General features: G+C 40.4%; 19 protein-coding genes and 1 pseudogene. 8 read left to right on the top strand and 12 right to left on the bottom strand.

What is annotated here, in order from left to right; translation table 11 throughout:
• Positions 1-67 precede the first annotated feature (67 nt).
• Positions 68-1,015, top strand: a complete 948-nt coding sequence (locus AN390_RS13580; RefSeq protein ID WP_055255050.1) for a carbohydrate kinase — start codon at positions 68-70, stop codon at positions 1,013-1,015.
• 42 nt (positions 1,016-1,057) lie between these two features.
• On the opposite strand, the gene AN390_RS13575 is transcribed toward AN390_RS13580, so the two are convergent.
• The 4 genes from AN390_RS13575 to AN390_RS13560 all read right to left on the bottom strand — a co-directional run bounded on the left by AN390_RS13575 (position 1,058) and on the right by AN390_RS13560 (position 4,520).
• Complete coding sequence (locus AN390_RS13575; RefSeq protein ID WP_024032783.1) at positions 1,058-1,510, bottom strand: nuclear transport factor 2 family protein; 453 nt, start codon at positions 1,508-1,510, stop codon at positions 1,058-1,060.
• A 154-nt stretch (positions 1,511-1,664) separates the two neighbouring features.
• Positions 1,665-2,045, bottom strand: coding sequence for an STAS/SEC14 domain-containing protein (locus AN390_RS13570; protein ID WP_029772301.1), 381 nt, complete (start codon positions 2,043-2,045; stop codon positions 1,665-1,667).
• A gap of 225 nt (positions 2,046-2,270) precedes the next feature.
• The gene (locus AN390_RS13565) at positions 2,271-2,963 is read right to left on the bottom strand and encodes a cupin domain-containing protein (RefSeq protein WP_055255049.1); all 693 of its coding nucleotides are present in this window, start codon (positions 2,961-2,963) and stop codon (positions 2,271-2,273) included.
• Between the two features lie 90 nt (positions 2,964-3,053).
• A complete protein-coding gene (locus AN390_RS13560) occupies positions 3,054-4,520 on the bottom strand; it encodes a carbon starvation protein A (protein ID WP_004589533.1) in 1,467 nt (488 codons plus the stop codon).
• Positions 4,521-5,199: 679 nt separating this feature from the next.
• On the opposite strand from AN390_RS13560, the pseudogene AN390_RS13555 reads away from it, so the two are divergent.
• From AN390_RS13555 to AN390_RS13545, 3 genes and pseudogenes are all read left to right on the top strand, one after another.
• Positions 5,200-5,481: pseudogene (locus AN390_RS13555) on the top strand (SulP family inorganic anion transporter); the annotation flags it as partial.
• Between the two features lie 417 nt (positions 5,482-5,898).
• On the top strand, positions 5,899-6,855 hold the full coding sequence (locus AN390_RS13550) for an alpha/beta hydrolase (protein ID WP_121637627.1): 957 nt from the start codon (positions 5,899-5,901) through the stop codon (positions 6,853-6,855).
• 103 nt (positions 6,856-6,958) lie between these two features.
• The gene (locus AN390_RS13545; RefSeq protein ID WP_054983126.1) at positions 6,959-7,849 is read left to right on the top strand and encodes a dienelactone hydrolase family protein; all 891 of its coding nucleotides are present in this window, start codon (positions 6,959-6,961) and stop codon (positions 7,847-7,849) included.
• Between the two features lie 45 nt (positions 7,850-7,894).
• Here the strand turns inward: AN390_RS13545 and AN390_RS19675 are convergent, their stop codons facing one another.
• From AN390_RS19675 to AN390_RS13535, 3 genes are all read right to left on the bottom strand, one after another.
• Positions 7,895-8,059, bottom strand: a complete 165-nt coding sequence (locus tag AN390_RS19675; protein WP_223230616.1) for a hypothetical protein — start codon at positions 8,057-8,059, stop codon at positions 7,895-7,897.
• A 183-nt stretch (positions 8,060-8,242) separates the two neighbouring features.
• Entirely contained in the window at positions 8,243-8,401 is a 159-nt protein-coding gene (locus AN390_RS19670) for a hypothetical protein (protein WP_004589679.1), read from the bottom strand.
• 13 nt (positions 8,402-8,414) lie between these two features.
• The gene (locus tag AN390_RS13535; RefSeq protein ID WP_055255044.1) at positions 8,415-9,350 is read right to left on the bottom strand and encodes a LysR family transcriptional regulator; all 936 of its coding nucleotides are present in this window, start codon (positions 9,348-9,350) and stop codon (positions 8,415-8,417) included.
• Between the two features lie 456 nt (positions 9,351-9,806).
• Here AN390_RS13535 and AN390_RS13530 point away from each other — a divergent pair, with 456 nt between their 5' ends.
• From AN390_RS13530 to AN390_RS13515, 4 genes are all read left to right on the top strand, one after another.
• Positions 9,807-10,913, top strand: a complete 1,107-nt coding sequence (locus AN390_RS13530) for an L-dopachrome tautomerase-related protein (RefSeq protein ID WP_055255042.1) — start codon at positions 9,807-9,809, stop codon at positions 10,911-10,913.
• A 52-nt stretch (positions 10,914-10,965) separates the two neighbouring features.
• Positions 10,966-11,520, top strand: coding sequence for a thioredoxin family protein (locus tag AN390_RS13525; RefSeq protein ID WP_055255040.1), 555 nt, complete (start codon positions 10,966-10,968; stop codon positions 11,518-11,520).
• A complete protein-coding gene (locus tag AN390_RS13520) occupies positions 11,517-12,305 on the top strand; it encodes a glycine betaine ABC transporter substrate-binding protein (protein WP_055255038.1) in 789 nt (262 codons plus the stop codon). The genes AN390_RS13525 and AN390_RS13520 overlap by 4 nt, the downstream gene beginning before the upstream one ends.
• 78 nt (positions 12,306-12,383) lie before the next feature.
• Complete coding sequence (locus AN390_RS13515; RefSeq protein ID WP_054983121.1) at positions 12,384-13,037, top strand: nitroreductase family protein; 654 nt, start codon at positions 12,384-12,386, stop codon at positions 13,035-13,037.
• Positions 13,038-13,089: 52 nt separating this feature from the next.
• On the opposite strand, the gene AN390_RS13510 is transcribed toward AN390_RS13515, so the two are convergent.
• From AN390_RS13510 to ribB, 5 genes are all read right to left on the bottom strand, one after another.
• Complete coding sequence (locus tag AN390_RS13510; RefSeq protein ID WP_055255036.1) at positions 13,090-13,674, bottom strand: class I SAM-dependent methyltransferase; 585 nt, start codon at positions 13,672-13,674, stop codon at positions 13,090-13,092.
• A gap of 452 nt (positions 13,675-14,126) precedes the next feature.
• Positions 14,127-14,570 (bottom strand): glutaredoxin 2, encoded by a 444-nt coding sequence (grxB, locus tag AN390_RS13505; RefSeq protein ID WP_236695102.1) that lies wholly within the window; start codon positions 14,568-14,570, stop codon positions 14,127-14,129.
• 177 nt (positions 14,571-14,747) lie between these two features.
• The gene (locus AN390_RS13500) at positions 14,748-15,881 is read right to left on the bottom strand and encodes an L-dopachrome tautomerase-related protein (protein ID WP_029774289.1); all 1,134 of its coding nucleotides are present in this window, start codon (positions 15,879-15,881) and stop codon (positions 14,748-14,750) included.
• 8 nt (positions 15,882-15,889) lie between these two features.
• Positions 15,890-16,381 carry a cupin domain-containing protein gene (locus tag AN390_RS13495; RefSeq protein WP_029774290.1) on the bottom strand — a complete coding sequence of 164 codons (492 nt, stop codon included), beginning with the start codon at positions 16,379-16,381 and terminating at the stop codon, positions 15,890-15,892.
• Between the two features lie 188 nt (positions 16,382-16,569).
• Positions 16,570-17,223: a 3,4-dihydroxy-2-butanone-4-phosphate synthase gene (ribB, locus tag AN390_RS13490; protein WP_004588090.1), complete on the bottom strand. Its 654-nt coding sequence runs from the start codon at positions 17,221-17,223 to the stop codon at positions 16,570-16,572.
• Positions 17,224-17,328: the final 105 nt, after the last annotated feature.

Here is a 17,328-nt window from a genome sequence, read left to right as displayed (position 1 = left end):
AAAGTATGAATAAATAACACCCTTCATGTTTTAGCCCAGCTTTGCTGGGTTTTTTAGGATATTCCAAATGACCAAACTCCTGTGCTTAGGCGAGCTTTTAATTGATATGCTGCCACAAGATGCTCATAACTCAGCGTACTTACCCATCCCTGGTGGTGCACCTGCTAATGTTGCTGTTGGCTATGCAAAACTTGGCGGTGAGGCTGCATTTTGTGGTGGTAAAGGTGACGATCATTTTGCCAATCAATTAAGTAATGCACTGGCGCAATACAATGTAAATACAGACTATTTATTTACCATTGCTGGCTCACAAACCGCCATGGTAATAGTAAGCCTTGATGAAACAGGCGAGCGTAGTTTTGGCTTTTATCGCCATAACACAGCCGATGTACTTTTAACCCAAGCGCATTTAGCGCAAATAAATTGGCAAAGCATAAGCACTCTGCACTTTTGCTCAAACACCCTAACCGACCCAGCAATTGCCAATACAACCCTTAAAGCGCTAGAACTTGCTAAAACTCATAATAAGCTCGTTAGTTTTGACGTAAATTTACGCTACAGCTTGTGGGAAAACACCCATGATATAGCCAGCAATGTCCAAGCCTGTTACACCTATTGCGACATAGTTAAACTTTCGCGTGATGAACTTAATTTTTTAGCAAAGCATAGCGAAACAACGGGCGAAGATTACATTCAAACATTATTAAATACTGGGGTAAAACTGGTGTTTTTAACCGACGGGCCAGAGTCTGCTACGGTTTACCACAGCGCATTTATACTTAACGAATCGGCACCAAAAATAAACGCAGTAGATACAACAAGCGCGGGCGATGCCTTTATAGCGGGGGCTTTATACTATTTAAATAACTTAGGGAGTGATTTATCACTAGCAGATAAGTTAAATGATGAAACCAGCATAAAAGATGCTCTGCATTTTGCGCTTAAATGTGGCTCTAAAGCGTGTTTAGCTAAAGGCGCTTTTCCGGCATTACCAGTGCTAGCTGATGTAATATAAACAGTTAAAGCCCCAAATAGCGGGGCTTAATCTAATTTATAATTATTGCTTAATAAAAGTAACGCCTTTAGGTGTTTCACCTTGTGGTAAACGGGTTGAGTGCATTTGCGATAATAGCCATTTGTCACCCACTTTTGATACAACCACGCTTTCTAACCAATAAATATCACCGCTTTTATCGGCGTTTTTAAAGTTGGCTTTATTCCAGTAATTAATAAACGCAACATTTCCTTCTACACGCGAATTTATAACACTAAAATAATTAGTTCTTATGTAATCAGCGGGTTTAACAACATTTACAAAGTCATCAATAGTCCACACTTCACCGTGCTCTAAAAGCAAGAATGAATCGTCAACAGCCGCGCGCATTTTTGCGTGATCAAAGTTAGAAACAGCTAAAAATAAATCGCTCACGGGCGTAAATATGGTGTTGTCTTTTGCATGTATTGATGTAGAAAATATGAGTAATACAAAAAGGGCAAGTACGTGTTTCATTGTTATTATAATGTATAGTTTTATTAGTACTAAGGAGTGTATTTTAATTAAGCAACATTAACAATTAAAATAAAGCAAATTCAAAAACTTATTAACGCTCCTATATAAAAAAGCACTCTATAAGAGTGCTTTAACTTAAACTTTATCAATCAAGCTATTCATCTAGCCAATCGATGGCGGCGGTGGCGTTTTCGTAGTATTGCACCTCGCCTGAAATAAACCAGTTGCCTATTTTAGCCATGCGGGCTTGCCACTCTTGATTGCCATAAATAGCAATTTTATTAAATTCTTTTGAGTGTCTTACGCCAAGCTTTAAATCATCCCACGCGGCGCGAAGCTCCCAGCCTTCTAGCTCGCTGGCATCAATAAGCACGTTTGCTATAGGGTGTTTAACCTCGCCAAGCGCTGAGTCGATCATAGGGGTAATGACTTTATAGTCGTTGTGGGTTAGCGTTCCTACAGCTTTTAGTTTTAAAAAAAATTCTCGGCCTGCGCGTTCAATACCAATAGATAAACCATGTGTTGTGTGTACCATGCTGCTCTCCTTAATCGGGTGCGCTTATGTTATTTACAGCCTGTGTGAGTGGGTTTAATAACGAAAGTTGGAGTTAATTAAAGCCTATAAAGTGAAATTATTCCCTTTAAAAAATAAAAACCCCAAAAATACCCATCACTTACTGAGTTAAACCATAAAACTACACCGTATTAAGTTAATTAGTACTGAACTAAATCAAACAATACTGCTAAATAATGCTATTTGCTAAGCGTTTTGTACGCGCTCTATTTGCTTATCTACATCTGTTAAGTGCCCTAATTTAAGCCACACTTTTGCACCTTGCTTACCTGCGGTTATATTAAGCTCACTATTAATAGGCAGCCTTAACCAACTGTGCTTTACTAATACATCTGTTTGCTCACTTATTTCGCCTTCAAGCACGAGTAGCTCAGCACCCCCGCTTGCACTAATTTGCATGTTGGCGTCTGCCTCAAAATGCAATAAGCTCACATCTTCAAAGTCATCTTTATAAAGTGGGGTTATGGCAAGGCCTTTATATGTGGCGTGTTGCACGCTGCCCATATGCTGTGTTTGTAAGCGTACGTGGGTTCTATCTTGTGGTTGAAATTGCCAAAGCTTTACAAATATTATGCAGCCTTCATCGGAGCCTGGTTTGTGCTTTGATTGCGGTGGGTTACGAATATAAGAGCCTTGTGGAAAATCGCCATGCTCATCTTTAAATACCCCTTCTAGTACAAAAAACTCTTCGCCGCCTGTATGCACATGAGGCGAAAACTCGCTCCCTGGTGCATAACGTACAATGCTTGTAGCACGGGCTACTTCTGCGCCTACTCTATCAAGTGGGCGCCTATCAACGCCCGCCATTGGCGAAGGGTTCCAATTAAGTTGCTCACTATGAACAACGACTCTCTGGGTAAAATCGGCGGCTATTTTCATTTTATTACCTTTAAAATTGCATAGTGTGAGAGTAAATTTTATGCATAAAAAAGCGAGCTTATTAAGCTCGCTTATTTAATTTTTAACGCTTTACGCTACATCTAGCTTTTTATGCTTAGAGTGTACAAACACTAAACCTACTAAGCCAATAACAACCACAGCGGCACCAATTGGTTTACCTAAGTCGGCCGATAAATTAAAGCCAATAGCAGCAGTCATAATGTACGAAAGTGTTACGCCAGTAGCGATAACGGCAGGTATGCTGGTGATCCAGTGGAATGCACGTCTATCAAATAAGTACTTGGTTGCAAGCCATAGCACACTGGTTGAAAGCAGCATGTTTGAAAATGCAAAGTAGCGCCAAATAACCGAGAAATCTAATTTAGTCATAAAAAAGGCTATCGTTAAAATTGGCACTGCCAGTAATAAGCGATTACGTAAGCTTTGCGGAATATTAAACGCATCAACCACGGTTAAACGCAGTGAACGGAACGCCGTATCGCCAGAGGTAATAGGGAACACCGCAACAGCAATAATGGCCATAATACCGCCCATTACGCCTAAGTAACTATTTGCTACATGGTTAACCACTAAACCTGGGCCACCTTGATCAAGCAATGCTTTTAAGCCAGCGTAGCCTTCTGGGAATGCAGCAATACCCGCAAGTGCCCATACACAACCTACAATGCCTTCACACATCATTGCGCCGTAATATACTGGGCGTACGTATTTTTCGTTTGTTAAACAGCGGGCAATAATAGGCGCTTGGGTAGAGTGAAAGCCACTAATAGCACCACAGGTAATGGTAATAAACAGTAACGGCCAGGTTGGCAGGCCATCAGGGTTTGGCTCTAAAAAGTCATGCGCGTGGTCGGCTTCAAAGTAGGCTAAAAAGTCGCCTGCAACTGGTAAGTGTGGTGCATCTAGTAATAACGCACCGGCTATTAATGTAGTCATTACAATCATTAATAAGCCAAATAGCGGGTAAAACTTAGTAATAATTTTATCAATAGGTAGCAGCGTTGCTAAAAAGTAGTACGCTAAAATAGCCAAAACCCAAAAGGTATTATTAGCAAAAAAAGTGCCTTCAAATACATCTAAGTTACTTAATAAGCCTGCTGGGCTCATAATAAATACAACGCCCACAAAAAATAGCAGCATGGCTGTAAATATTAGCATAAAGCCTTTAAACACAACGTTGTAATAGTGCCCTGCTATTTCTGGTAAGCTTTTGCCATCTTCTTTAATGCTCATCACACCTGAGAAGAAGTCGTGTACTGCACCGCCTAATACGTTACCAAGCACAATCCACACAAGTGCTACCGGTCCATAAAGCGCACCTAAAATTGGGCCAAATATAGGGCCTACGCCCGCAATATTTAAAAACTGAATTAAAAATGCACGCACAGGGTGAATGGCTACATAGTCAACACCTTCGCTAAAGCGTTTTTGCGGTGTATCAACTGTTGTATCCATACCTGCTTGTTTTTCAACAAACGGGCTATAAAACTTATATCCCAGTATTAAGATTGTTATGCAGATAAAAAAGATGATCATAAAGCACGTTTCTCTTTTTGTATTTGGAGTATAGAGCGCCTAATTGCCGCCCCGCCTTTCAATCCATGAATAATCGACGAACATTAACAAAGTATTAATCCCCCCGCTATAAGACGAATAGCTAATACACAAGGGTCTGTAGACCTTTCAAGGTTAAATTTGCAGCAGCCTGTTTGGTATTTAGGCAAGGCAGAGCCTATGTAGTGTGGTTATTCCCCATANTCTTTCAAGGTTAAATTTGCAGCAGCCTGTTTGGTATTTAGGCAAGGCAGAGCCTATGTGGTGTGGTTATTCCCCATAAGTAGGCGATAACGCAGCATTAATGCCAAACAGGCGCTGCCCTTCGGGTTCTGCCTAGGGGCGATTTACTCTTTGTTGCCTACATGGATGTAGGTAAGGGGCGTGAGCAGGACGCGGAAGCNNNNAGCAGGACGCGGAAGCTTTGCTCGGTTTTTACTTATTCTTACATGGATGTAAGCCATTAGGATAACGCAGGAGCAGTTATCGAGCCCACTAGGTTACAAACCTCGCGCCGCGATTTGATCGCCCCTAGATTGAACAAATCTCAATCCGCAAAGATCAACACGCCCTATACACGTAAATTTAAAACACCTAAACATACTGCTATCCGCTTAAAGCGCTATGGCATCTAGTTTATTTATGCACCCTAAGGAACCCTATGTTTGATTTAATAAGCAAACGCAGTGCTAATTTAAAAAATGATGTATTAGCCGGCTTAACCGCTGTGCTTACGCTCATTCCCGAAGCCGTTGCGTTTACCTTTGTAGCGGGAATTGACCCAATGATGGGACTATATGGCTCGTTTTTTGTTGGCTTTATTACCGCCGTGTATGGCGGCCGCCCTGGTATGATTTCGGGTGCTGCTGGCTCTATGGCTGTAGTCACCACCGCCTTTATTATTATGTTTGGGCTCGAATACTTGTTGGCCGCCGTGGTATTACAAAAAGCCGGTAATTTAGTTGAGGTTAACATTGTTGAAGACCCTAAATACCCTGTAGCCAATGACGCTATGGCGTAACACGTCACTTAGGTAACTCACTAAAAAAGCTCGGAATTTCCCGAGCTTTTTATTTTTAAGTCAATTGTTTAAATTATTTTAAGCTGGTAAGTTAGGCACGTATATGGACACCCCCACATAAAAGGATGTAACTATGCCACTTGTACAACTTATTCTATTTATTGTTTTTGCTGTGTTAACCACACTTGGTTTAAAAAGAATAACCGTAACTTAATGCTATTTGGCTTCATTGCTATATCGTTCACATTTGTAGGGCTCGACTTTTTGATAGGCGTAGATGAAGGGAAGTCAGGCATTAATTAATCAAAAAATTTTAGCTTGAAAATTAAAGGGACTTTAATGCGCTTATACATACTGATTATTTCTTTAGTTATTTTTTTAAGTGGGTGCCAGAGCTATATTGCTTATCAAATAACTAAGCCTCCGCAGAAAGTTCTCCCTAAAGAATTTGAGAGCTCTATCGCTTTATCTGGAGTACAAACCCATTACTGTAGCAGCGAAGTAGATTGTCTTGATTTTAGGTTTATCTCACCTAAGGATATCGAAAGCTACCTACTCGATGGTAATACACTTTCGCTAAGTTTGATTGTTGAAGGAAGCACTGAAGATGAGGTTTTTGAATACCAACTTACTTCAGATAATTTATCAAACAACCAAAATAGCGGGCTTTTAATCATCTTTCCGGGGTATGGCGTAGACAGCTTGATTTACACCATGCAAGCAAGATGGCTTAGCCATGTCACTGGAAAAAATGTGATAGTGATGCCTGCAAGTAATCAATACGAGAAGTTTAGATTTGGCTTAAACTCGCTTGATGTGCTAGTCAATTATGTAAATAAAGAAAACTACACTGATATTTCCTTAATTAGTTACTCAATGGGCGCAATTGCGGGAGTTGAGTTGGCATCTAAGCTGAACATTAGTAAGCATATACTTTATGCCCCAATGATTAATTTTGAGGCCGCACTAACCACAATTGCTAACTTATCACACCCTATTTATAGCAAACTATTAGGCGATGATTATTTAAATGAAGTCGCGGCTAAGATAATTGAAAAAAGTGAAGTACCTCTTACTAAACTCGACATATTAAATAATCTAAATAAGACCCCGCATGCTAGGCAAACTTACATCTTTTCAAGTAATGCAGACAAAGTGAGTCCATATAATAGGTTGCTTACTCTTAACAACTCAAAAGTGAGCATGTATGAGGTAAAAGATTTAAATCACATTGAAATGGTTTCTTTAATTTCCACACAACAAAGGAATGTGCTCCTTTCCTTGCTTGATGGATAACTTCAACAGTCCTAATAATTGAGAAAAATATTGCTCGTTTTTTATCCCTAATACGTTATGGTATTTAAATAATAAATATACATAATAAAGTTAAGGAGCAGCCATGAATACCCCGCAATCAGATCATATCCCGCAAGAAGCCTTTGATTGGTACGACGAATACGCCCACGGTTTAATGGACCGACGTACATTTATGAAAAAACTAGGTGGGTTAGCTGCACTTGGTTTTTCAATGAGCGTACTAACCAGTGCCCTGTTACCTAATTATGCGTTTGCAGAGCAAGTATCATTTAACGATGATGATATTAAAGCCACCTACGAAGAATTTGATTCGCCAAACGGGCATGGTAAAGGCAAAGGCTACTTAGCTGTACCTAGCAAAATTGAAGGTAAACTGCCGGTTGTATTAGTTATTCACGAAAACCGTGGTTTAAACCCATATATTAAAGATGTAGCCAGGCGCTTAGCCAAAAAAGGCTTTATTGCCTTTGCACCCGACGCACTCTTTGCGCTTGGTGGCTACCCGGGCAATGACGATGAAGGCCGCGCCATGCAAAAAACCATGGACAGAGCTAAAATTCAAAACGATTTTGTAGCTGGGGCTCACTTTTTAAAAAATCATTCGAATAGTAACGGCAAACTGGGAGCTGTGGGCTTTTGTTTTGGTGGTTACATTGTTAATTACTTAGCGGCGGTTGAGAGTGACTTATTGAGCGCGGGCGTGCCTTTTTATGGTACTCCTGCCAGTGAGTCACTGCACAAAAATATAAAAGCGCCTTTAATGATTCAATTAGGTGAGCTTGATAAACGCGTTAACGCTACATGGCCTGATTATGAAAAAAGCTTAAAAGCTAACAATGTTGAGTACATTATGCACATGTACGAAGGCGCTAATCATGGTTTTCATAACGACTCTACTGGGCGTTATGATGAGCAAAAAGCAGAACTTGCTTGGCAGCGTACCTTAGCGTTTTTTAATGAAAAACTAAGTTAATAATAAGGTAATGCCACCAGCTTAAAATGGGTGGCATTTTTTAAGTTAATTGAGCTCTGTAATGTGTAAAAGCTCACCAGATGGTCCCCATAAATAAATCACTTTACCCCACGGCTCTTGTTTTATCCCTTCAAAGCGAATATCAAAGTGAGTTAACTTACTAATAGTGTTAAAGGCTTCGTATATATTTAATACACACACTTGCAGCATTAAATTTTCAGCAAATTCTTGGTTGTAGTAACGATTAATACCAATCGACTTAAATATTGAATCATTCTAGCGTGCTAAATAGAGCGCTAACAGCGTTATAAATTTCTTATGTAGAACAACTACATGACGATATTTATGCCTTGTTATCACGCTATTCAACTGTCGCTATAAATGCCTAATAACTTAACACGATTGGTATAAAAACAAACTACATTCACCTGATGTTGCAATACTTAAATCAGCTGATGCAGGCTCAATAGTAAAGCCAAGCGCCTGATAAAAGTCGCACGATTGCTGATAATTTTTACACGGCACAAACACTCTAATATCATCAACTTGCATTATCAGTCCTTCATTAGCCAAGCACGCTTTTATCAATAATCCCTTTTGCAATAAGGGCTTTTAAAATACCGGCGCTTTTTTCTCTAAAGGCATCGCGAAGTAAGCGCACCGCCGGAGTGATTGACTGCCTACTTGGGCACACCAACCAAAGCTCTGTAGGCGTGGGTTTAAAGTTTGGCATAACACTTATGACATTACCGGCAAGTAATTCATTAGACATATCTAAGCACGATTTAACCGCCAGCCCCTTGCCCGACACACACCAGCGCCTTACTAAATCGCCATCGTTAGCCGCATGGCCACCGTGCAATTTTACTTTAAACTCTTCGCTGGCATCGCTAAATACCCATACATCTTTAATTATATCTTGCAGTTGATAAAACAGCCCTTTATGTTCTGTTAAATCATGTGGATGAGCAGGCGTGCCATGTGTATCAAGGTAGCTTTGTGCTGCGCATAAAATACGCGGTACATCGCAAATTTTAAAACCGTACATGCTGGCATCGTTAGGTTTACCATAACGCAGTGCAATGTCGACCGAGTCACGATAAAAGTCGATATTACTGTCGCTTATATTGGCGCGCAAGCTGAGCTGAGTGTGGGTTTGCATGAACTCGTCAAGCCAGGGGATCACAATGTTGCGCCCTAAATCAGAAGAAAGCGCAATACGCAGCTCGCCATCAATTATATCGTCATCGCTTTTAAGTGTATTTTTGGCTTGTTCAAGCATTGCCAATGCTTGCTGGCATTGCGGAATGTAACGCTCGCCGGCTGCAGAAAGCCTTAAATGGCGAGTGGTGCGTATAAATAGTTCAAAACCTAAAGCCTGCTCTACCCTTTTAACAGCAGCACTTGCTGTGGCGGTGCGCATATCTAAATTTGATGCTGCAGCAGTAATACTTTTAAACTCTGCCACTTTTAAAATTACCTGTAAGTCTTCTAAAAGCATTGTGTATTAATCCATTATCAACTTAATAATTTAATTATTATTTTTGGCAAAATTAAGCGCTTTAGGTTTGCTTACAGTGTATTGAGCAATCAAAAAGTGATTTATTGTCTATTTATATTTGACAATGCTTATCTATTGCGCGGTTTATCAATATAAAGGCAAATATTACACTGTACCCACCAGCTAGTCACTAACCACTATTTATTAAATTAGGACAATCTTTAAGGCGTTTATTAGTAAACCCAGCTTTTGGGCATTAATAGTATGTTTAAAAAGCAAATTTGTTTAAAGCAAGGACTCGCCCACCCAATTAACTAATATTATTTGATAAAGATTCAATCATTACCCTGTTTATTGCATAAAAATTCTCACCTATTATTCACCTCAACGCAAGCGAAGTCATTCAGGCTATTAAAATCGCTTTACTCTATTTTTTAGCATAACGGGTATCACAGTATGAAACGATTAAAAACCACCTTAGCAATAGCAACCCTGTCATTAGCCGCAAGTGCTTTTTCAAGCGCCTATGCAGCAGACGTTGGCCCCCTTGAAACGGTGACTACTTTTAATAAATATCGCGGCGCAGGTATAACTATAACACCTGCAGGGCGAATGATTGTAAGCATGCACCCGCTTGATGCACCAAAAACGCGAGTAATTGAAATTATGCCAAACGGTGCTCAACAACCTTTCCCTAACGAAGATTGGGCTGACGGCCCCGAGCTTGGCAAAGTAGGCCTTACAGCCGTAATTGGCGTACATAGCGACAGCAAAGGTGTGGTGTGGATTTTAGACATGGGCAGCGAGCAAGTAGCCCCAAAACTTATAGCCTGGGACAGCGTTGCCAATACCTTAGTTAATACCATTGAATTAAATAAAGATGCTGTACTTGATAACTCGTTTTTACAAGACTTTGTTATTGATGAACGTAACGACAAAATTTACATTGCCGATATGTCTTTTGGTAACTTTATGGGCGCCACTAAACCTGCGTTTATTGTTGTTGATTTAAAAACCGGCGAATCAACGCGTGTACTTGAGGGCAATGCTAAGCTAATGCCAGAGGAGCGCGATATTGTCATCGAAGCCTCTCCTGTTGCATCTAAATCAGCAAAAGGTGAAACAACAAACCTACGTTTTGGTTTAAACCCAATTACTATTGATGATAAAAATGAATGGGTATACTTTGGCGCATTTACAGGCACTAGCGTGTACCGTATTCCGGCAAAAACACTTGCTAATAGTACATATTCAGATGCTAAAAAAGCAAAAAGCATTGAAGTTTTTGGCCCTAAAAACCCAAGCGATGGCATGACCTACGCGCCAGGTGGCGGTATTTTAGTAACCGACCTTGAAAACAATGCCATTGGCTTAACGACTAAAGGCCACTACGAAATAATTGTTCAAGACAAACGATTATCATGGCCTGATAGCCTAGCAGTGAGCAATGGTTGGATTTATGTAACCCAAGATCAGCTCCACCAGCACCCTGCATTTAGCCAAGGCTTTGGTAATGCAAAACCACCTTACGTATTAACGCGTTTTCGCTTTAATCAAAAATAATTAATTATTTTTATAAGCCAGCCATGCCCGCTGGCTTTTTAGGAGTTAAGTTATGCTACTCGACACCCCTATTTGTGACTTTGGCTGGCAAGCGCCCAACTTTACGTTAAAAACCCCGCAAGGCGAGCCTTTTACCTTAGCCGACAACCTAGGCGAAAACGTCTTGTTAATCATGTTTATTTGTAACCATTGCCCTTATGTGCAACGTATTGCAAGGCGCTTAAGCGAAGATACCGCGTTATTAATAAACGAAGGTATAAATGTGTTAGCTATTATGTCGAACGACTATAAAAGCGTCCCTGCTGACTCCCCAGCTAATATGGAAAAATTTGCTAAGCAGCACGGCTTTTTGTTTCCCTACCTTGTTGATGAAAGCCAACGCGTAGGCAAACAGTATGGCGCGGTTTGCACGCCTGATTTTTTTGGTTTCAATAAACATGGGGCACTGCAATACCGTGGCCACTTAGACGATGCAAAAATGAATGACGATGCACATCGCACTCCTGAGTTAGTTAATGCCATGCGCCAAATTGCGGCCACAGGCAAAGGTCCTGAGCAGCAAACACCCAGCATGGGCTGCTCTATAAAATGGAGTAATTCATTATGAGTACAGTACATTTAAAATTGGGCGTAACCGATTTATCGTTTCACCATGTTACGGCCTCTTTAGTGAGCCATGTTTTAACTGATATGGGCTTTAACGTTGAGCGTATTTATGCGCCGCATCAAGATAACTTTAAAAACCTTAAATCTGGTGAAGTAGATTTACTCGCCTCAGCATGGCTACCTTCAAGCCACGGTATTTATAAAGCCGATGTTGAACAAGTTATGCCACTCGTTGAGCTTGGCTTACATTATGAGCCTTATGCACACTGGGGCGTACCAGATTACGTACCGCAAAGTGCAGTGAACGAAATTAGTGATTTGTTAAAACCAGATGTGCTTTCAAAAATGCAAAAAACAATTCAGGGCATTAATGCCGGTGCTGGTATTACCCGTTTTTCTATTAATATGATGAAAGAATATGGGCTGACGAGCGCAGGATATGAGTTTTTAACCGGCACAGAGCATGACTGTTTTAGCGCGTTTGAAAACGCCGTCGCCACCCAAACCTGGTGCGTAGTGCCGTTATGGAAACCACAATTTTTACATTACAAGCACACAATACGTGAGCTTAAAGAACCACAAGGATTACTAGGCGTTGTTGATAGAGCTGTTTTACTCCTACGTGAAGATAAACAAGCGCTGTTTAACCAAGCACAGTTAAACACCCTTGATAAATTACGCTTTTCAAATGAGATCATTGCCGAGCTTGACTATAAAGTATGCAAAAACTTACAACCACTCGATGACGTAACGCGTAATTGGCTTAATAACAATCCAATTAAATAGTAATTTGTGCTTTGTTTTTTTTAAAAAGGCTCAATATAGACACTACTTGGCTAAAATAGCCACTTAACGGAGATAACCATGACCCATCCAATTATTAATGATTTAGAAAAACGTTATACAACTAAACGCTACACAACCAAGCGCATTCCTCAAGATGATCTAGATGTAATTTACGAAGCTATGCGTCTTTCTCCTTCATCGATTAACTCGCAGCCGTGGAAATTTATTGTTATTGAATCAGACGAAGCTAAAGAGCGTATGCACTCTACGTTTGCTAATAAATTTCAATTTAATCAGCCGCATATTAAAACTGCATCACACGTTATCTTATTTGCTTACAACCCTAAATATAAACGTGATGACTATGCACAAGTCATTGATGCAGACATTAAAAATGGCCGTACTCAAAGTGAAAACCGCGAACAAGCATTTGGCGCCTTTGCTTTTGTTGATATGAATACCGATGAGCAAGGCAACAATGCAATGTGGACCAAAGCGCAAACTTACATTGCCCTGGGTAACACAATGCACGCCGCAGCACGCTTAGGCGTTGATTCAACACCTATGGAAGGTGTAGATGCACAGCTTATTGGTGAAGTGTTTGAACAAGAGCTCGATGGCTATATTTGTGATGTAGCGTTGGTACTTGGCTACCACGATGACACTGAAGATTATAACGCTAAGTTACCTAAATCTCGCTTAGCAAAAGAGCAAGTTATACAGGTTTTATAAAAACCTATTAAAAAAGCTTAGCGCTAATGAGTGCTAAGCTTTTATATTCATTTTATTTTTTAGCAATAGCTTGCAGGACCGACGCTAAACCCGTGTGGTATGTGCCTTCAAACACTTCTCGCTTTAATTCTTCTAAATGTACAAAGCTAAGCTCGGCTAAGTCATCTTGTAAATCGCTTTTTGAGGTTTTAGTATCGACCCTTGGGCCGCCTCCGGTATTATAATTTACTTGCTCAGGCGTATAGGCCTCAAGTAAAAACACCCCACCTGGCTTTAAACCTTTAACAGCGCGCTTATATACCGCTGAACGCACGGCACTTGGTAAAGGGCAATAAATAGACACTACTGCATCCCATTTTTCTTTTCCAAAATCAAACTTCGTTAAATCGGCGTGTACGAGCTCAATGTTTACGTTGTGCTCTTTGGCAAGCTTTGCCGCTTTTTCAAGCCCTACTTTTGAGCCATCAACCGCGGTAACGCTGTAACCCATTTTTGCTAAAAATACCGCATTTCGCCCCTCACCTTCGGCTAAGCTAATAACATTGCCTTTAGGTAATTGCTTATAGTGCTCAGCTAAAAAATCGTTTGGCTGTTTGCCATAAGCATATTGCTGAGTGTTATACCTTTCATCCCACATAATAGCTCCTGGTATTATTTTGCGTATTCATAGCGTTGAATAAGCCTGCTTAATAATTCCACTAATAATATGTAGTGTAAATAGGTAACTAATTTTTTAATGTTATTAATATACTACTCAGCCATGCTCACGCGCACTGCTAAGTGCTGGATTAAAAGGGGTGATTTTCAGAGCTAAATAAAAAAGCCAGTGACGAGGTCACCGGCCAAAAGAAGGCAATACGAAGGGAGTCGTACTGGCTGTTAAAACTTTTTCAGTATTCGCTATCTTAATAACGGCACATGAGATTCTAATGCCTGATAGTTCATCCATTGGTTTAATTGCTCTGGCCAGGTAATGCTTGGCTCGCAATATAAACCGCGTAATATAGAAAAATAAATAGCGCTATCAAGCAAGCTTAATGACGTTTTACCATTATTAATATTGAGCTGTTTTTCGGTGCCAATTAAAAATTAATTTACTTGTAAAACTATCTCAGGAGTTGATGCTATTAGGTTTACAAAGTTAAGCTCTGTCGATTGCTTGTTATCTTCCCACTCTATGCGGCTAGATTCTGTTTTAAACTCTTTTAAATCCAGTAATGGCCAGCGCGGCAAACCAATTTGCAATAAAGGCGCAAACGAGCCACCTTGCCACTCAATAGCCCCTTGCGTTGGCTTGTTTGATTCGCTAGAACCAGCAAGTTCAATAAACAGGCTAATAATTTCGTTACTTTCACTCATAACAGTGCCGTCATCCATTTCAAGAATAGGTACCATTTTTTTACCAATTAGTTTTGTTGGTGTTTCAGTGTCGTCGTAATCAAGTACAACGTCATCAAGCTTAATGCCTAATTTACCTGCTACATATTTAACACGCGCACAAAAAGGACAATGAGAGTAACTGTATAGTTTCATAATTAATTAAAGCCTAAAGCGGGTTAAGTACCTATGCCCGTAAGATACCCAAATAGTCAGCGCAGAAAAACCGCATTTAGGTTGAAACTTTATCTTGTAAAAATTGATAATCACGCTTTAAAAAGTAAATAACATAAAAAACACGCCATAAAGGCGTGCTTAATTTACACATTATAGTTAGCGCCCTATTACGCCCTCAGCTAAAGGTTTAAATCTAAATATATAATAAGGTGCTTTATTTTGAGCATTGCCGTTATTAAGTTGTGCCGAAAGCGGCAATTGCGCAGCGCCGGTGTACATGTAACCCTCTGGTCCAATGCTTACACCATCTGGCCAAATCATGTTTTTATCGTACGTGTAATCACGGTACGTACGTGTTTTGGCATCAATAACGCCCACAGTTCGCTCACCCACTATGGTTAAATATAAATTATCATCGGCATCAATACTTAAACCACCGTTTACTGGTTTTTGTGCGTATTGCTCTACACGTTCGCCTAGTTGTTTATCGGTTAATTGCTCGTTAGCAATATCGGCCATTTTTATACGGTAAACATACTTTTTATTAAGCGGAGCAAAGTAAAGCCATTGCTGCGCGTTATCAAGCACAATGCCATCAGCACCAATAAAGGCATTAAGTTGCTTTTGGTTATCAGTCCCTTCATCAATCATTATTGGCATTGTGTAATCGGGTAATGCACTTTCGTGACCTTGCAGTACTCGCCGGCTCTTACCTGTTTTAGTATTAACGATAATAAGGGCGGCTTGCTTGCCATTTCCGCCATCCGCAATACCTTCATCAGCAATCACTAATGTATTGTATTTGCTCGATATAGCTAAATCATTAAGTTGAGATTGAGCCACCGATATAGGGCTAGGTAAGTAAATAATTTTATTAAGCTTATTGTTTAGCGCATCCCATGCTATCAGCTTTGGCGTAATACGCGGCTGCGCCTGGCCTGAGTCGAGTATCCATACATTACCTCTGTCATCTGCCCTTACCCCTAATACCCAATTTAAATAGTTAGCGGGATTTTTTAAGCTGCCATCACTTTTATAAGGGGTTTGCATTTGCGCATTAGGAAATGGCACCACATCACCACTTTTTAAAAGCTCCCCCACTTTTACTTTTGGGTTATAAAAAGGGTGATAACTAAAAATAAAGCGCTTGTTTTGTGTATACGTAATACCGCCCACAGCACCGTCGGTTTGTGCGTAAACCTCAGCGGGTACCGTGTCATTTGCAAAAGCCGAGGCACTTATTAGCAAGGCTATAGCGCTTAGCCCTAATTTAGATTTATTTAAAAACATAATTTGCCCTACTTTTGCTTAATGTAATTAGCTGTGCCGTCTATCCAGTCTTGTCGAGCTGGGGCAAAAAAATCAATATCTACCGTATCTTGGGTAAAGTGAAATTCGTGCGGTACATTGGCCGGAATCACCATCATGTCACCCGCTTTCATAAGGTATTGTTTACCGCCAGAAAACACTTTAGCCTCGCCTGACATGATCCACGTTACTTGTTCATTAGGGTGTTTATGAAGCGGCACTTTGCCACCTTTTTTAGCCACCCATTTTACAAACGTAGATTGCGTACCATGAAAATATTGGCGTGTTAAATATGGGCCCATTTGCTCTTTGGGCTGGCTATCGAGATTAAGTAAAAAAGGGGCGTTGGTAATGTGCTGATTATAACTATCCATTATGCCCATTTGGGGTGCAGGCGTTATTTGCTGTTCAAGTTTACTTTGCGCTGCCCATACGCCACTGCTTGTTAAAGCAGTTGCTAATAAAAGCGTGTTAATTTTCATAGTTTCACCTAAATAATAAACTGTGTGCGGCTGCACTGACTATTTAGGTAAAGTTTACAGGCTGAGGATTTTTGAAAAAGCCGCCTAGGCAAGAAACATTTTCAAATAAAAACGAGTAATTAATTGATTATTACAAAATAAAAACCCAGCAATAAAGCTGGGTTTTACTTAGGTAATGCTTAAAATGCTTAACTGACCTTTAATTCTTGCATTTGTATGTACTGTACTAAGTCTTCAATCGTTACCACTGTCATGCTGTGTTTATTAGCATAATCACTTACCTGTGGTAAACGCGCCATGGTGCCATCAGGATTAGTGAGTTCACAAATAACCCCAAACGGTTTTAAACCAGCCAGCTGCATTAAATCAACAGATGCCTCGGTGTGGCCGCGGCGAACTAAAACCCCACCTGTTTGTGCTTTTAAGCCAAATACATGGCCTGGGCGCGATAAATCACTGGGTTTGGCGTTATCGGCTGTGGCGGCTTTAATCGTTGTTACTCGATCGGCTGCCGATACGCCGGTTGTAACACCGTGTTTAGCCTCTATTGTAACTGTGTAGGCTGTATTATTTTGGCTGGTGTTGTGAGTTACCATTTGCGGTAGCTCGAGCTGCTTAATACGCTCATCGCCCATACACAGGCACACAATACCGCTGCCTTCGCGGATCATTTCCGCCATTTGTTGGGTGGTTAAATGCTCGGCAGAAAAAACAAAATCACCTTCGTTTTCGCGGTTCTCGTCATCAACAACAAGTACGCCTTGGCCTTGCTGCAAAGCAGCAATGGCGTTTTCTACACGGGTGTGGCTTTCGCCAAATTGGCTAAGTAAAGACTGAATCATTATTATATTCCACATAAAAATAAATAGATTCAGGACACTGAAAGGCATGGCAAAACACACAAACTAAATTGCGCACTTTTTGCCACTAAACAGCTTATACCAATC

The organism is Pseudoalteromonas sp. P1-11 (assembly GCF_001399995.1).
Taxonomy (GTDB): domain Bacteria; phylum Pseudomonadota; class Gammaproteobacteria; order Enterobacterales; family Alteromonadaceae; genus Pseudoalteromonas; species Pseudoalteromonas atlantica.
This window is presented reverse-complemented; position numbering and strand designations above follow the sequence as displayed.

What these genes read in the sequence shown, in the direction of transcription:
- grxB (WP_236695102.1), bottom strand. Translation starts at nt 14,570, where the DNA reads ATGAAACTATACAGTTACTCTCATTGTCCTTTTTGTGCGCGTGTTAAA.
- AN390_RS13550 (WP_121637627.1), top strand. Translation starts at nt 5,899, where the DNA reads ATGCGCTTATACATACTGATTATTTCTTTAGTTATTTTTTTAAGTGGG.
- AN390_RS19675 (WP_223230616.1), bottom strand. Translation starts at nt 8,059, where the DNA reads ATGCTGCAAGTGTGTGTATTAAATATATACGAAGCCTTTAACACTATT.
- AN390_RS13495 (WP_029774290.1), bottom strand. Translation starts at nt 16,381, where the DNA reads ATGAAAATTAACACGCTTTTATTAGCAACTGCTTTAACAAGCAGTGGC.
- AN390_RS13545 (WP_054983126.1), top strand. Translation starts at nt 6,959, where the DNA reads ATGAATACCCCGCAATCAGATCATATCCCGCAAGAAGCCTTTGATTGG.
- AN390_RS13570 (WP_029772301.1), bottom strand. Translation starts at nt 2,045, where the DNA reads ATGGTACACACAACACATGGTTTATCTATTGGTATTGAACGCGCAGGC.
- AN390_RS13510 (WP_055255036.1), bottom strand. Translation starts at nt 13,674, where the DNA reads ATGTGGGATGAAAGGTATAACACTCAGCAATATGCTTATGGCAAACAG.
- AN390_RS13530 (WP_055255042.1), top strand. Translation starts at nt 9,807, where the DNA reads ATGAAACGATTAAAAACCACCTTAGCAATAGCAACCCTGTCATTAGCC.
- AN390_RS13520 (WP_055255038.1), top strand. Translation starts at nt 11,517, where the DNA reads ATGAGTACAGTACATTTAAAATTGGGCGTAACCGATTTATCGTTTCAC.
- AN390_RS13560 (WP_004589533.1), bottom strand. Translation starts at nt 4,520, where the DNA reads ATGATCATCTTTTTTATCTGCATAACAATCTTAATACTGGGATATAAG.
- AN390_RS13580 (WP_055255050.1), top strand. Translation starts at nt 68, where the DNA reads ATGACCAAACTCCTGTGCTTAGGCGAGCTTTTAATTGATATGCTGCCA.
- ribB (WP_004588090.1), bottom strand. Translation starts at nt 17,223, where the DNA reads ATGATTCAGTCTTTACTTAGCCAATTTGGCGAAAGCCACACCCGTGTA.
- AN390_RS19670 (WP_004589679.1), bottom strand. Translation starts at nt 8,401, where the DNA reads ATGCAAGTTGATGATATTAGAGTGTTTGTGCCGTGTAAAAATTATCAG.
- AN390_RS13565 (WP_055255049.1), bottom strand. Translation starts at nt 2,963, where the DNA reads ATGAAAATAGCCGCCGATTTTACCCAGAGAGTCGTTGTTCATAGTGAG.
- AN390_RS13575 (WP_024032783.1), bottom strand. Translation starts at nt 1,510, where the DNA reads ATGAAACACGTACTTGCCCTTTTTGTATTACTCATATTTTCTACATCA.
- AN390_RS13535 (WP_055255044.1), bottom strand. Translation starts at nt 9,350, where the DNA reads ATGCTTTTAGAAGACTTACAGGTAATTTTAAAAGTGGCAGAGTTTAAA.
- AN390_RS13500 (WP_029774289.1), bottom strand. Translation starts at nt 15,881, where the DNA reads ATGTTTTTAAATAAATCTAAATTAGGGCTAAGCGCTATAGCCTTGCTA.
- AN390_RS13525 (WP_055255040.1), top strand. Translation starts at nt 10,966, where the DNA reads ATGCTACTCGACACCCCTATTTGTGACTTTGGCTGGCAAGCGCCCAAC.
- AN390_RS13515 (WP_054983121.1), top strand. Translation starts at nt 12,384, where the DNA reads ATGACCCATCCAATTATTAATGATTTAGAAAAACGTTATACAACTAAA.